The 13,303-nt window shown below is 63.0% G+C and carries 14 protein-coding genes, 2 tRNA genes and 1 other RNA gene; 8 read left to right on the top strand and 9 right to left on the bottom strand.

Translation table 11 applies throughout. The features are described from left to right. Positions 1-5: 5 nt before the first annotated feature. The 7 genes from mshL to imuA form a co-directional block, all read right to left on the bottom strand. Positions 6-1,718, bottom strand: a complete 1,713-nt coding sequence (gene mshL / locus HND55_07855) for a pilus (MSHA type) biogenesis protein MshL (protein ID QKK02565.1) — start codon at positions 1,716-1,718, stop codon at positions 6-8. After that, entirely contained in the window at positions 1,715-2,071 is a 357-nt protein-coding gene (locus tag HND55_07860; protein ID QKK02566.1) for a GspB domain-containing protein, read from the bottom strand. Before HND55_07860 ends, mshL begins: the two co-directional genes overlap by 4 nt. A gap of 3 nt (positions 2,072-2,074) precedes the next feature. Continuing rightward, positions 2,075-2,728 (bottom strand): hypothetical protein, encoded by a 654-nt coding sequence (locus tag HND55_07865; protein ID QKK02567.1) that lies wholly within the window; start codon positions 2,726-2,728, stop codon positions 2,075-2,077. Next, complete coding sequence (locus tag HND55_07870) at positions 2,728-3,327, bottom strand: PilN domain-containing protein (protein ID QKK02568.1); 600 nt, start codon at positions 3,325-3,327, stop codon at positions 2,728-2,730. The genes HND55_07865 and HND55_07870 overlap by 1 nt, the downstream gene beginning before the upstream one ends. After that, complete coding sequence (locus HND55_07875) at positions 3,324-4,247, bottom strand: agglutinin biogenesis protein MshI (GenBank protein QKK02569.1); 924 nt, start codon at positions 4,245-4,247, stop codon at positions 3,324-3,326. The genes HND55_07870 and HND55_07875 overlap by 4 nt, the downstream gene beginning before the upstream one ends. 234 nt (positions 4,248-4,481) lie before the next feature. Next, positions 4,482-5,939, bottom strand: a complete 1,458-nt coding sequence (locus HND55_07880; protein QKK02570.1) for a DNA polymerase Y family protein — start codon at positions 5,937-5,939, stop codon at positions 4,482-4,484. A gap of 4 nt (positions 5,940-5,943) precedes the next feature. Further along, on the bottom strand, positions 5,944-6,606 hold the full coding sequence (imuA, locus tag HND55_07885; GenBank protein QKK02571.1) for a translesion DNA synthesis-associated protein ImuA: 663 nt from the start codon (positions 6,604-6,606) through the stop codon (positions 5,944-5,946). Between the two features lie 324 nt (positions 6,607-6,930). On the opposite strand from imuA, the gene HND55_07890 reads away from it, so the two are divergent. The 4 genes from HND55_07890 to HND55_07905 all read left to right on the top strand — a co-directional run bounded on the left by HND55_07890 (position 6,931) and on the right by HND55_07905 (position 9,120). After that, the gene (locus HND55_07890; GenBank protein QKK02572.1) at positions 6,931-7,812 is read left to right on the top strand and encodes a class I SAM-dependent methyltransferase; all 882 of its coding nucleotides are present in this window, start codon (positions 6,931-6,933) and stop codon (positions 7,810-7,812) included. Continuing rightward, the gene (locus HND55_07895) at positions 7,809-8,654 is read left to right on the top strand and encodes a methyltransferase domain-containing protein (GenBank protein ID QKK02573.1); all 846 of its coding nucleotides are present in this window, start codon (positions 7,809-7,811) and stop codon (positions 8,652-8,654) included. The genes HND55_07890 and HND55_07895 overlap by 4 nt, the downstream gene beginning before the upstream one ends. A gap of 266 nt (positions 8,655-8,920) precedes the next feature. Beyond that, positions 8,921-9,011: transfer RNA gene (locus HND55_07900), tRNA-Ser, on the top strand. Between the two features lie 19 nt (positions 9,012-9,030). After that, positions 9,031-9,120 (top strand) — tRNA-Ser (locus HND55_07905). Between the two features lie 357 nt (positions 9,121-9,477). Here the strand turns inward: HND55_07905 and ffs are convergent. Further along, positions 9,478-9,575: signal recognition particle sRNA small type (ffs, locus tag HND55_07910), an RNA gene on the bottom strand. Between the two features lie 164 nt (positions 9,576-9,739). On the opposite strand from ffs, the gene dnaX reads away from it, so the two are divergent. Genes dnaX through recR form a run of 3 tightly spaced genes read left to right on the top strand, consistent with a single transcriptional unit; the run spans position 9,740 to position 12,253 of the window. Further along, positions 9,740-11,326, top strand: coding sequence for a DNA polymerase III subunit gamma/tau (dnaX, locus tag HND55_07915; GenBank protein QKK02574.1), 1,587 nt, complete (start codon positions 9,740-9,742; stop codon positions 11,324-11,326). Further along, entirely contained in the window at positions 11,323-11,643 is a 321-nt protein-coding gene (locus HND55_07920; GenBank protein ID QKK04040.1) for a YbaB/EbfC family nucleoid-associated protein, read from the top strand. The genes dnaX and HND55_07920 overlap by 4 nt, the downstream gene beginning before the upstream one ends. A 13-nt stretch (positions 11,644-11,656) precedes the next feature. Beyond that, positions 11,657-12,253, top strand: coding sequence for a recombination protein RecR (recR, locus tag HND55_07925; protein ID QKK02575.1), 597 nt, complete (start codon positions 11,657-11,659; stop codon positions 12,251-12,253). Between the two features lie 50 nt (positions 12,254-12,303). Here recR and HND55_07930 read toward each other — a convergent pair whose 3' ends face one another. Beyond that, the gene (locus HND55_07930; protein QKK02576.1) at positions 12,304-12,588 is read right to left on the bottom strand and encodes a hypothetical protein; all 285 of its coding nucleotides are present in this window, start codon (positions 12,586-12,588) and stop codon (positions 12,304-12,306) included. 218 nt (positions 12,589-12,806) lie between these two features. Here HND55_07930 and HND55_07935 point away from each other — a divergent pair, with 218 nt between their 5' ends. After that, positions 12,807-13,061 (top strand): hypothetical protein, encoded by a 255-nt coding sequence (locus tag HND55_07935; protein ID QKK02577.1) that lies wholly within the window; start codon positions 12,807-12,809, stop codon positions 13,059-13,061. Positions 13,062-13,303 lie beyond the last annotated feature (242 nt).

Genomic DNA, 13,303 nt, shown 5'->3' on the forward strand with positions numbered 1-13,303 from the left:
GACGGTCAACGCGGCCAGGCCGTATGATCCATCCGGCGCAGTCGCTCGAGCGGCGCGTCGGCTTGCTCGGCCCAGACATCGTCGGAATCGATGACAATCGGTCGCAGCAAGATGACCAGCTCGGTCTTGACGGTGCGCTCCCGGCGGCTGCCGAACGCCTGGCCAATCAGCGGCAGGCGACTGAGAATCGGGGTGCCGAAGCGATCCTGAATCGAAGACTCGCGCATCAGACCGCCGATAACGACCACCTGACCGTTTCTGGCCCGAATGATGCTGTCGGACTGGCGAACGCTGGAAAAGGCCAGCGGCAAGGTCTCTTCCTGACCGGCAACGGTGAAGCTCTTGGTCTGATCCTGAACTTCGCTGACCGTCGGGTGGATGTGCAGGATGATATCGCCGCCGCTGCTGATCTGCGGGGTGACATCCAGCGCGATGCCGGAGAAAAAAGGCGTCAGCTGCACCGAGCTGGCGGCGGTCGTGCTGGTCCCGCCGGTCGCCGTGCGGCCGGTTACGCCGGTGACGAAGAATTCGTCGGTGCCGACCTTGATGACGGCTTTCTGATTGTTGATGGTGGCCACGCGTGGGCTGGACAGCACCCGGGTCACGCCCTGGGTTTCGAGCAGCTCGATAAAGGCATTGAAATCGCCGGTGTCGATGGCGATGACCGAGCTGCCGCCGAAGGCTTCACCATCAAAACCCGAAAACGGGTTGCCCGGTCTCACATCGAGTAGGCGATCGCGAATCGAAGAAATCCCTTCATCGAAAATGTCGGCTCCGGCGATCTGGCCGAAACTGGCCAGGCGGCCGTCAATGTCCTGCAGCGCTGTCCAGTTGATGCCGGAACGATAGGCATCGTGCAGTTCCACTTCGACGATCTTGGCTTCCAGGATCACCTGGCGTTGAACGCTGCCCTGAATGGTGTCCAGCAGTTCACCGATCGCGCGTTGCTCGTGCGGATAGGCGCGGACGGCAACGACACCCGAAATGGGATTGACCATGACGTTACGGCCATCCGGACTGTCGAAGACGCCTTCGATGGCGTCGCGCAGTCCGGACCAGAAGTCGGATTCGCTTTCGGTTTCGATGCGCGTGCCGGTGGAGAGATCGCTGTCGCCACCACCCGCCCCCGGCTGGGCCAGCGGCGTCGATGTGGACATGCCGCTCAGGCCGTCCTGCAGGGCCGCCGGGCTTTCCGTCGACTGGCCGGAGCTGACTCGGGTACGCGAGCTGCCCTTGCGGTTGATGTCGAGGTAGCTGACTTCGTAAACGCGAGTCTCCAGCCGTGGCGGGCGAACCAGGTAGCCGGTTTCGGTGCGCTGGAACTCCAGGCCGTAGACCTCGCGCACGATACGCAGGACTTCCGGCACCGTAACGTTGCGCAGCTCGAGCGAGATGGTCTGCTCAACATCCGGGTGTACGACCATGTTGATGTCGGTTTCGGCGACCAGGCTCATCAGAAACTGACGTGCCGGTGCGCTTTCGACCGTGACGTGAAAGCGCTCTTCCGGTGGTGCGTCCACGCTGCCGCCGGTGAGGGGTGGCAGCAGCAGATCGCGTGTCTCGTCGACCCCGGGAGGCTGTCTCGCCGCAGCCTCTTCCAGCGCCTGGCGAATGCTCTGGTCAATCTCGGTGGCGCGCTCGCCGGTTGCAGTGCAGGCGGCCAGACCGGCTGTGAGCAAGCCGGTCAGGAGCACGGCTTGGTAGATACGTCTGCTCATCGGTGGATGCCTCCTGATGGATCCCTGTCGGTACGATACCGGTTTGCAAGGGTCAGAAACCGTTGATTGCCGGCTGCTTCGAGCACAACCCCGTCCGGCTCGATGGCGTTGACCCTGGCGCTACCGAGGCGGTCGCCGATCTGCACGCGCTGGCCGTTGATGACCGCGATCCTGCGTTGGGGCGAGATCAGCACCGACTGCAGGCGATAGGGCTGTTCGCGCTCGCCGTCAGCCGGCGCCCCGAACCACGCGCTGATCTCGGCGCTGTCGGGTGGCCGGGTCGGGTCGGGCGGTCCGGCAGCCTGCAGCACACAGCCGCCGGCGAGCATGACAATCAGCGTGAAAAAACGCATGGGCTAGACTCCGATCCAGCGCTCGTCGAGCGTCAAGCTGTAGAGAACGAGTTCGACCGCGCTCCGTGGCCATTCGGCGACGCTCAGGTCAAGCGCTTCCCAGAACACGCCGGGCGGCAGTGTTTCAAGCATGGCCAGATAGTTGCGTATGGCTTCGAAATCGGACTCGAAATGCACCCGGACCCGGTGCATGAACACCCCGGGCACTTCGGCGCCGCCCGGCCCGATCAGTCGCTCGGGGGGCAAACTCTCGACGGCCAGCAGGCTTACGCCAGCCCGCTCGGCGAGCAGCTCGCTCAGTACTGCAATCGACTGTCGTGGCGTGGCAATGCCGCCATGTCGTTCGGTTAGACGCTGTTCCAGCTGTTTCGTTTCTGCCTCGAGTCGGGCCAGCCGGGCCTGCAGTGCCTGGTTGGGGTTCCGGCCCCGCGCCTGGGCCAGTTCCTGGATGCTTGTGGTGAGCGCAGAGACGCGCCCACGCACTTGCTCGAGGCTGGCCTGCACCGACTGCTGGCGCTCGCGAATCGGCTGCATCGCCAGCATGTCCCAAACCAGCCAGATCACGGCACAAACGGCCAGCAGTGTCAGGCTGCGCTCTCGCAGGCTCAGCGCATTGATGCGCTCGGTCAGTCTGCGCAGACGTGCCCTCCAGCTCATTATTCGGCCTCCGTCGTCGTCAGAATGAAGGTCACGCCGGGCATCTCGTCGTTGCTGGCTGAAATGCTGAAACGGCCAAAGGCCGTGCCCGTCAGCATTGCCTCTTCAGAAAGCCTGTCGAGGTATTCGGGCACCAGGCGGGCGGCTAGGGCCCTTCCGCTGATCGTCAGTTCCTGACCTTCTGCGGCCAGCCTGACGCCGGTCAGCCACAGTCCCTGCGGTACGGCGCGGGCCAGGGCGTCGATGTGTCCGAGCAGCTCGCCGTCGCGGGCGGGCAGCCGGAGCGCGAGCGCCTGTAGGCTGCTGTGCAGGTTTTCGCGGCGCGCCTCGAGCTGCTCGACCGCCCCGACAAGCTCCGGGTCGGGCTCCGATGGCGGCATGTCGGCACGCATCTCGCCGAGGCGTTCGACTGCTCGCTGCTCGGCGGCCAGCTGGCGCTGGTGTTCGGCCTCCAGCCGGTTGATGCGCTGGCCGACCAGGGCTGACCAGGCAAGAAGAAGCGCCAGTAGTCCGGCCGCGATCCAGGCAATCGTCGCAGCCGAAAAGATGATCTGCTGCTTTCGAAAGATCGGCTGATAGAGGTTGATCTGCTGGTTCACAAACCAACCTCCTCGTGACGCAGGGCGCCGCCCAGTGCAATCAGCAGGGGTCCGGCGTGCTGGTCGGGCAGGGCGGTCTCGACGGTTGTGACATCATCGACCGAGTAGCCGGCAACCGGAACGTTGAGCTGGTCCCTCAGACCTTCGATCAGCGCATCGTGAGCCGCGAAACCCGGCAGCACGTACAGTGCGCTGACCGGCGGCTGGCCGAAGTGGCTGTCGTAGTAGTCAAGCGAGCGCTGTATTTCGAGTGTGATCTGATCGAACGCCGCGGCAGCATCCTCCAGCATGGCCCCGATACCGGTGTCGAGCCGACGGCTCAGATACAGACTGCCCTGGTGGGTCAGTGTGATCAGCCCGTGATCGTCACTGAAATAGAGCAGCGCGACCCCGCGCACGTCCTCATCCAGGCGGCCGGCAAGATTGCGCATGGCCATTTCGGTGATGTCGATGGCGTGCAGCTCGCAGTCGGCGTTCTCGAGCAGGTCAATGCGCTCCTGGATCTCGCGTGCCCGGGCAGCTACGGCATACATCATGGCCTGGCCCTGGGGGCGATTCTGCTGCCCGGGAATCTCGAAAACATCAATGACTGCATCATCGATGTGGAAGTCGATCAGGTTCTTGACTTTCCAGCGCACGGCGGCGCGCAGTTCGGAGGGTTCGACCCGTGGTGCCTCGACCAGCAGCAGGTCATAGTGATCGACCGCCATAACCAGGTTGACCGTTGAGTGATCGGGGGGCAGCGCTGCGCGCAGCGCTCGTTCGGGATCGCTGCGGCCCGATATCTCGATGCACTCGGCGTGCAGCAGGCGGGACTGCCGCCCGCGCTCCCGGTCGATGGTTGCAGCGGCGATCAGACCATTCGCGAGGTGGACGCCGGTAATGGTTCTGGCCTGCCGCCGTTTTCGGAACAATTTCAAGGCGAGACCCCCCTGGGATGTTTCTGGCATCGACTGGCGCGTTGGTTGATGCAGGCACTGTCGTTATCGTTGGGCGCGCGCGTTGTCATCCTGCATGGCAGCTTATCACTTGCCAAGGTGTTTGCAACTGGTTGATCAAAATGTGAAATGTACTGCTGTCTGCCGGGCATGGTCAACGTTCTCCGCAGGCCTGTTGGCACTGGATGTCGCAGTCCGGTAATGATTATGCAAGATTTATTCCGAAATCGGCCAGGCGTTGAAGAACCCGTGCACGAACCAGCCCTTGCGCGGCCGGTGCTCGTGAAATGCCCAGACTCGCCGGCCGAGCGAGTCACGGGCAACCCAGTAATCACGACAGATGTCTTCGCCATCCCACCAGCCCGACTCGATGCGTTCGGGGCCATCCTCCAGGCACAGGCGCTGCCGTGGGCAGCGGCGCGGTACAGGCAGCAGCCACAGGGGTCGCGGCGGGGATCGTTCGGTCACGGGTATCGTGTTGCCCGGCCGTGTCCAGGTCACGGCATGCTCTGGGCGATGGTCGGCGCAAGGCGCCAGACTGGCCAGCCCGTGCTCGCCCAGGCGTGCGTCCAGGCGGTCGAGCAGGGCTGACCAGGCATCGCCGCGGTTGTGGCCGGAGAACAGGTCGGTCTGCGGCGGGGAATAGGCAGCGGTGCTGTCGGCAGCGACCATTAGCGCATCGATTGCTGCCGGTAGCCGCAGTGATTCGAGCTTGAGCACAAACAGTTCAAGCAGGTGATTGTCATCCCGGCCCGGGCGCGACAGCCCCAGCGTCAGCAGTATGGTGCCGGCACGATCCTCGCGTTCCAATACGATCCTCAGGCGAGTCAGCGCATGATCCCGTGCCGTCATCCAGGCCTGGACATGATCGAGTGCACGCCGAAAAATGAACTGCAGTGCACCGCTACTGGCGGTGGCTGCCGGCAGTTCCAGCCTCAGCCGGCATTCATCGGGAGGACACCAGTGATCGAGCGCGGTTGCCTGCAGGCCGCTGCGCCTGAGCAGCGCCGCGCTGAATTTTTCACCAAAGCGGCGGGTGCGTTCCGGTAGCGGCAGCTGCAACCACTCGCCGAGCGTTCGCAGGCCGCAGCCTGCCAGGGCCCGGCGGGACCCCTGCGGAAGCGCCAACCGGTCAATCGGCAGCTGCGCCAGCAGGCGCTGTAGCGCAGTATGGCTGTCGGCGTGCCGGCCCAGCCGAGCCAGCAGGCCAGCGGCCATGGGGGTAACGGCCGTACCGATGCGACTATCGAGACCGGTACACATCAGCTGCTGCTCGAGCAGTGACAGTATGTTGTCGGTGCTGCCGCGCAAGCGGCGACTGCCGGTGATTTCCAGCACCACGGTATCCGGCGGATCGAGCACCACCTGGTGACTGTGGGCATAGGCGATCAGCGCAAGCTGTTCAAGCAGCCTTGCCTCCATGGCCGGGTTTCGAGGCAGGCTCTGCAGCGACGGAACCACCGCCAGGGCATTGTCCAGCGTCTGGCCGGGCCGGACGCCGCGGCGCCATGCAGGCCAATTGACCTGAACGATGCGTGGAGGCCGGCTGGCGTCGTGCACGGCGACCGGATCGTGTTTCGGCGTCACGGGCCAGACTGCCTTCAGAAGCAGTCGTAGACAGTGAATACCGGCCCACAGTGTGGCCGGTTCGGATGCGGCGCGGGGCGGTGCCATGGTGTTATCGCTGCGGCCGATGTCCGGCAAGCGTCACGACGTTGTCCGCTGCCGGCCGCAACTCGCCGGTGGGAGCTGTTCCGGCTGCGTGCATGATCGTGATCACCGGGCCGGGACGAACCATCAGCCGCAGTACTGCCGATGAAGCCGATAACTGCGGCTCCGGGCGATAGCAGACAAACAGCGGGGCGTCACCGCTTCTTGCGGCCAGCTGCAGGCGACGAAGCGCGGTGGGCGTAGCGGCTGCTGGCGCCGGCCAGGCAACGACTGCACCACACAGACCGCTTTTGAGGCACTGCTCACTTGCCCACAGGGTCTGGTCGGCGCGCCGGATGACGATCAGTCGACTCAGGTCCAGGCCGGCGCAGGCCAGCGTTTGGGGGCAGGGCAGCAGGGGCGGGGCGACGAGGACAACCGGTCTTCCGGATCGGGTCTGCCGGGCCAGGGCCGGCAGCAGCAGTCCGAACGCGCCGGCACCGGGATGCGTGGATATCAGCTCGGTCAGGCGGCTGCATGGCCAGCCGCCGCCGGGCAGTTGCCGGTCCAGCCAGGCCTGCCCGGTCGGCAGCGTATTGACGGCTGGCCGCTTGCGGCCCCGCCAGAGGTCGGAGCGGGTCGTCAGCAGGACATCGAGGCTGGGTGTGGATGACTGGTCGGGGGCCGGCATGATGCTGTCCTGAATGGTGAGATCACTAACTATATTAAAATACAGTTTCTCAGCGCGTGAGAATGATGGTTTCACCGGATTTGCGCATATCGCCTGAAATTGTCGGTCGGCCTTGTTAGGCTTGGTATCAATCCGGGCTGGGGAGGTCCGGTGACAAACCCGCACAAAGTGGCGGCCGAACCGGCGCAGGGGCCGGGTCAAGGCAGGCCATGGCACGAGACAACAATCTGAAGCACCTGATGACCACGAGGCTTTGATCCGCTGGTGCCGGATGGTCATGTTCATTGCGTTCAATTCGTCAACCGACCAAGGAGAGCTGCGCGAATGTCACCGCAACTGCAGTCTGATCGGGAACAGGACTTCGGCCGGGATCCGGTCGAGGTCCGCGAAACCGATCATTACCAGAAAGAGTACGTTCATCGTTTCGTCGACAAGTGGGACGAACTGATCGACTGGGATGCGCGCTATCAGAGCGAAGGTGATTTTTTTATACGCCTGCTCAAGGAGCGCGGCGCCCGGCGCATTCTGGATGTGGCGACCGGCACCGGGTTTCACTCGGTTCGCCTGGTCGAGGCCGGCTTCGAGGTGTGCAGCGTCGACGGGTCGGCCGAGATGCTGGCCAAGGCATTCGACAATGGCAAGCGACGCGGACACATCCTGCGCACCATCCAGGCCGACTGGCGCTGGCTCAATCGGGACGTGCATGCCGCCTACGATGCCGTCATCTGCCTGGGCAATTCCTTCACCCACCTGTTTTCGGAACGTGATCGCCGCAAGGCGCTGGCCGAGTTCTATGCCACGCTCAAGCACGACGGCTGCCTGATTCTGGACCAGCGCAACTATGACGCCATTCTCGACGATGGCTTCTCGTCCAGGCACAAGTACTACTACTGCGGCCGCCAGGTCAGCGCCGAGCCTGAACATGTCGACGAAGGGCTGGCCCGCTTCCGCTATACCTTTCCGGACCGCTCGGTCTTCCACTTGAACATGTACCCGTTAAGGCGCGACTACACGCGTCGACTGATGCATGAGGTCGGTTTCCAGAAGATCGCCACCTATGCCGATTTTGAGGAGGATTCCGAGTGCGGGCGCTCGACGGATAATCCGGATTTCTTTGTTCATGTTGCCGAGAAGCGCTACGACCCGGAGGAGCAACCAACCCTCGACGTTTCTGCTCAAACCAATCTCGACAAGGAGCCTCAATGACCACCGAAAACTACTCCAAGGTCGTGCAGACCGCTCGCGAGTACTACAACAGCAAGGATGCCGACAGTTTCTATTTTCATATCTGGGGCGGTGAAGACATCCATATCGGCCTGTACAAGAACGACAGTGAGCCGATTGCCGATGCCAGCCGCCGTACCGTGGCCCGCATGGCCGATCTGATCGGCCCGCTCGGCAAGCACCATCGGGTCATTGACCTGGGCGCCGGCTATGGGGGCTCAATGCGCTACCTGGTCCGGAAATACGGTTGTCGCTGTGTCGCACTGAATCTCAGCGAGGTCGAGAATGCGCGCAACCGCGAAATGAACCGCAAACAGGGCCTCGACAACAGCATCAAGGTCGTTGACGGTGATTTCACCCGCCTGCCTTACGAGGATGACTTCTTCGATGTGGTCTGGTCGCAGGATGCATTTCTGCATTCCGGTGAGCGCGCGCGTGTGCTGGAGGAGGCGGTCAACGTGCTCAAGCCCGGTGGACAGCTGATCTTCACCGATCCGATGCAGGCCGACGACGCCCCGGCCGGCGAACTGCAGCCGATCTACGACCGCATTCACCTCGACTCACTGGGATCACCCAGCTTCTATCGCGAAGTGCTCGGTGAGCTGGGCATGGAAGAACGCGTGGCCGAGGACCACAGTGAGCAGCTCTCGCGCCATTACGCCCGCGTGCGTCGCGAGCTGGTCATCCATGAGGAAGAGCTCGAAAACCGCGGGGTCAGCCGCGACTACATCGAGCGCATGAAGGTCGGGCTGCAGCACTGGGTTGACGGTGGCTACAAGGGTTACCTGAACTGGGGCATCTTCGTGTTTCGCAAACCTGACTGAGCGGCCGGCTGGCGGGCGGGCCCGGCTCGTGACATCCGGCCCGGCCGGGGTGTTTCCCTGCAAGCGCCTGAGGCGATACAATGGCGCGGTTCGGGCTGACGGTGGCCGGAGCGGTCGACCGGGCTCGGCTGTAGAATGCAACCGGCATTTATTTCATTCCGCTTCGTGGTCTGAAAACTGCCCCGATCGCATGACCGGTTTGAATCGGCTTGCCCTTGCGGCGATTCAGCGTTTGCCGCGAGAGACTATAATGAAGGGTGATATACGGAGAGGTGCCGGAGCGGTCGAACGGGCTCGCCTGGAAAGTGAGTGTACGGTAACCCCGTACCGAGGGTTCGAATCCCTCCCTCTCCGCCAATTCTGTCAGGTGCTCACCGGAGAGGTGGCAGAGCGGTTGAATGCACCGGTCTTGAAAACCGGCAAGGGCTGACGCCCTTCGAGGGTTCGAATCCCTCCCTCTCCGCCATCACCATACAAAGGCCGCCGAAGCCACACCGGGTCATCCCGCAAGGACCCGTCGCGCCCGCGCAGAGTTGTTCAGATGGTATGGACACCGCCCTCCTGACTTCGGCATCGCGATGTGCCACAGTTGGGTCGGTAACAATCAACTCACGCAGGAGGACGATGTCCATGGACAAGATTACCGTAGTCGGTCTGGACCTGGCAAAGAACGTTTTTCAGGTACACGGCGTGGATGACGGCGGGCAGGTGGCTCCTTAGGGGCTTCAAGCAGGCCCCGACTCTGCGTTCTCGCTCTTGCCAATGGAACCACCATTCGCTGCGAGCGACGCCAGCCGCGAGCTCGATGCGCGAACAAGAAGGTCTCCACCAGCCCGACCCCAGCACCCGAGTGTTCCGCTGCCGCTGCTCCCTTCCGGGCCTGACGGGGTTCACGGAATACACGGTGTGGGAAGACCGGTGGAGACCAGCTGGCAATTATCCCATTTTGCCGACACCGCTGGCAACCAGGGGTCCGGAAAACTCGTCGGCGAGCACGCCTTCGTGTACACTGAATAGGCGCGTTCGTGCGCGCAGAAAGTGATTCTGACGACTGTTCGTCTCTTGTCGAAAAAGGCTGATATTCATTGAGTTATCAGGTACTTGCCAGGAAGTGGCGGCCGCGCGATTTTTCGCAGCTGGTGGGTCAGTCGCACGTTGTCAAGGTCTTGTCCAACGGTCTGGCGCAGGGTCGGGTGCACCATGCATTCCTGTTTACCGGAACGCGCGGGGTCGGCAAGACCACGATTGCCCGCATTCTCGCCAAATCGCTCAACTGTGTAGACGGCGTGACCGCCGAGCCCTGTGGCCAATGCGCGAACTGTGTTGCGATTGATGAGGGTCGGTTCGTTGACCTGCTCGAGATTGACGCTGCGTCGCGGACCAAGGTCGACGATACGCGCGAAATTCTCGACAACGTTCAGTACGCACCCTCCAGTGGTCGCTTCAAGGTCTACCTCATTGACGAAGTGCACATGCTCTCGCGGCACAGCTTCAATGCCCTGCTCAAAACGCTTGAGGAGCCCCCGGATCACGTCAAGTTCGTGCTGGCGACTACCGATCCGCAGCAAATACCGGTCACCATCCTGTCACGTTGCCTGCAGTTCAATCTGCGGCGTCTGACGACCGACGAAATCGGCGGCCAGCTTGGCCGCATTCTCGAGGATGAAGGCATCGAGGCCGAATCGACAGCCATTACGCTGCTCGCGCGCGCTGCTGATGGCAGCATGCGTGACGGGCTGAGTCTGCTCGATCAGGCGCTGGCCGGGTCCGGCCGGCTGACCGAAAGCGAAGTGCGCGAGATGCTCGGCAGCGTCGAGCAACGTCACGTCCACGCGATTGTCGAGGCGCTGGCCGAGGGCGATGCAGCGGCGGCCATTGCCGCCGTGGAAGCAGTATTTTCCCAGGCGCGTGGTATGGCGGCACTGCTCACCGACCTGGCCGAAACCTTGCACCGGATTGCGCTGATCCAGCAGCTGGAGGATTACCGCGACGACAGCCGGGCCGACTGGGAAGCGCTGCTGCAGCTCGCCGGACGGCTGGATCCGGAAGATGTCCAGCTGTTCTACCAGATCGCGGTCACTGGACGCCGCGACCTGCCCCTGGCGCCGACCGAGCGCAGCGGCTGCGAGATGACGGTTCTGAGGATGTTTGCGTTTCGTCCGGTCGCCCATGGCGAACCGGCCGTCAGCGGCGGCGGTGCAGGGCGGTCGGCGGATGCGGCGGGGCCGGCTGATACCTTCGATGCCGAGCGAGCGCAGGGTGATGCGCCGGAACTGAATGCCGCAAACTGGCCGGAAGTGCTGTCTTCGTTGTCGCTCAGCGACTCGTTCCGGGCGGTTGCCGGCCTGCTGGGAGTTCGCTCGGTCCATGTTCCGAACATCGAGTTCACGGCTGCTCGCGACGATGTTGCGATCATGACGAACAAGTTTCGTCAGGCGCTGGAGACGGCACTGAGCGACTGGGCCGGGCGAGCGCTGAGGGTGCGCATCGTTGCGGTCGATGACCCGGTGCCGGCGACACCGGCGCAGCTTGAGCAGGATCGTGTGGAGCAGGTCCGGGCCGATGCCGAGGCAGCGATCGACAATGATCCGGTCGTGCAGCGCCTGGTTCGCCATTTCGACGCGGAGGTCGTCCGCGAGTCCATCCGTCCGGTCAATACACGGAGTCACTGATGAAAGGCAATATCGCCCAGCTCATGCAGCAGGCGCAAAAAATGCAGGAAAACCTCAAACAGGCACAGCAGGAGCTGGCCGAACTGGAAGTGACCGGCGAGGCGGGTGGCGGTCTCGTCCGGGTCTCGATGAACGGCCGCCACGAGGTGCGACGGGTCGAGATCGATGCCGAGATTGCCGATGACCGCGAGATGATCGAGGATCTGAGCGCGGCGGCATTCAATGACGCGGTCAGTCGCGTTCAGGAGATGGCGCGCGAAAAGATGAGCGGTCTGACCGGCGGGCTGCCTCTGCCGCCAGGCTTCAATCTGTCCTGATTGATGCGGCTCGATGAGTGAGGATCCGTTCGACGAGCTGCTCGCCGCGCTGCGCTGCCTGCCCGGCGTCGGGTCGCGCTCGGCCCAGCGTATGGCCCTGCAACTGCTCGAGCGCGACCGGGACGGCGGTCGGCGTCTTGCCAGAGCGCTGGAACGGGCCATGCACGAGATTCATCGCTGCCTGCGCTGCCGCAATTTCACCGCCGGTGAGCTGTGCCGGATCTGCGCCAGCGCGCGTCGTTCGGCCGAGGTGCTGTGCGTCGTGGAAAGCCCCGCCGATGTGCTGGCCATCGAGACTGCCACGGCCTTCGACGGACGCTATTTCGTGCTGCTCGGCCGGCTGTCGCCGCTTGACGGTATCGGCCCCGGTGATCTCGGCCTGGATTTGCTGGCCAGACGGCTGGACGAGGAACCGATTGGCGAGCTGATCATTGCCACGAATACCACCGTCGAGGGCGAGGCTACGGCCCAGTATCTGCGTGAAATGGCCGAGCGACGCGGCATTCGCATCTCGCGCCTGGCCCAGGGTGTGCCGCTTGGTGGCGAGCTTGAGCATACCGATCGATCCACGATTGCACATGCCTTCAGTACGCGGCTGCCGATGCGCTAGAAACGCCCCCGTGCCGCAGCCCGGGGGCGCATGATCGCGGCCGGCGGCCACTACCGCTCCGATGGTGTCTCGTCAAGCACGATCCGGTCGCGGTTGCGATCGACGGTGCGCAGGCCGATTCCGCGCACGTTGATCAGTTCATCGATATGCTCGAAATCGCCGTGTTCCTCGCGGTAGGCGACGATTGCCTCGGCCTTGGCCGAGCCCACGCCGGTCAGGGCTTCGGCCAGCTGCTCGGCGGTGGCGGTATTGATATCGACCGTCAGTTCCTCGGCCAGGCCGGTCTGGGCCAGGGCCAGCGAAAGGAAAAGTGCAATCAGCAGTTTACGCATCATTTTCGGTCCTCCTGTAGATGTTGAATGACACTTCCGCCGGGCACCGGCCCGACGGTGAATCCAGTCTAGGCAGCGAGTTTGGCCGGCGAATCGGCAATTTGCCGCGATCGGCTGTAGCAATTCGCCCCTTCAAGACAGAAGAAACCTGCTTCTCAGGTTTTGAGAAATCGACGTGGTGCAATGCTGGTCAGGCACATGGATATCGAGCAGACGGGAGCATGATGATGCCGAAGCACACCCCCAGGGGCAGCCGCCGTTTTCGTGATCAGGTCGTTGGCAAGCGCATCAGCGGGGTGATCACCCGCCCCGGTCGCAATGGCGAGCCACCGGTGGTTCTGATGCTGCGCTTTGATGATGGCAGCGTGGTCGAGTTTGTCTCGCCTAGAAGCGACCGACTACTCCGGGAAATCGCAACGGCGCCCGAGGCATCGGTCGAAGCGCAGCAGCTGTCGCTGGCCGGCCTGGCAGCGTGAATTCGGTCACACTTTGCTGTGAAATCAGACAGTTTGAGCGCTTATCCACAAAACCTGTGGATAAGGTTGTGGGCAACGGCCTTCACGGTGGCGTCACATTGGCCCCCTAGCGTATTGAACAGATTGTGGCCAGCTCATTTTTTATCTTTAAAGACAAGAGCTTATAACAAGAAATATCGGTTTGTAGCTGTTGCGATGCCGTCATTATTCTGTCAAACTGCGAATCAAACAGTTGTGTATAA

The sequence above is a fragment of the Pseudomonadota bacterium genome (genome assembly GCA_013285445.1).
In the GTDB taxonomy this organism is placed as follows: Bacteria; Pseudomonadota; Gammaproteobacteria; order Xanthomonadales; family Wenzhouxiangellaceae; genus Wenzhouxiangella.

Bases quoted from the DNA above. Each gene is read 5' to 3' on its own strand.
- mshL (QKK02565.1), bottom strand. From the start codon at position 1,718: ATGAGCAGACGTATCTACCAAGCCGTGCTCCTGACCGGCTTGCTCACA.
- HND55_07860 (QKK02566.1), bottom strand. From the start codon at position 2,071: ATGCGTTTTTTCACGCTGATTGTCATGCTCGCCGGCGGCTGTGTGCTG.
- HND55_07865 (QKK02567.1), bottom strand. From the start codon at position 2,728: ATGAGCTGGAGGGCACGTCTGCGCAGACTGACCGAGCGCATCAATGCG.
- HND55_07880 (QKK02570.1), bottom strand. From the start codon at position 5,939: ATGGCACCGCCCCGCGCCGCATCCGAACCGGCCACACTGTGGGCCGGT.
- imuA (QKK02571.1), bottom strand. From the start codon at position 6,606: ATGCCGGCCCCCGACCAGTCATCCACACCCAGCCTCGATGTCCTGCTG.
- HND55_07890 (QKK02572.1), top strand. From the start codon at position 6,931: ATGTCACCGCAACTGCAGTCTGATCGGGAACAGGACTTCGGCCGGGAT.
- HND55_07895 (QKK02573.1), top strand. From the start codon at position 7,809: ATGACCACCGAAAACTACTCCAAGGTCGTGCAGACCGCTCGCGAGTAC.
- recR (QKK02575.1), top strand. From the start codon at position 11,657: ATGAGTGAGGATCCGTTCGACGAGCTGCTCGCCGCGCTGCGCTGCCTG.
- HND55_07930 (QKK02576.1), bottom strand. From the start codon at position 12,588: ATGATGCGTAAACTGCTGATTGCACTTTTCCTTTCGCTGGCCCTGGCC.
- HND55_07935 (QKK02577.1), top strand. From the start codon at position 12,807: ATGATGATGCCGAAGCACACCCCCAGGGGCAGCCGCCGTTTTCGTGAT.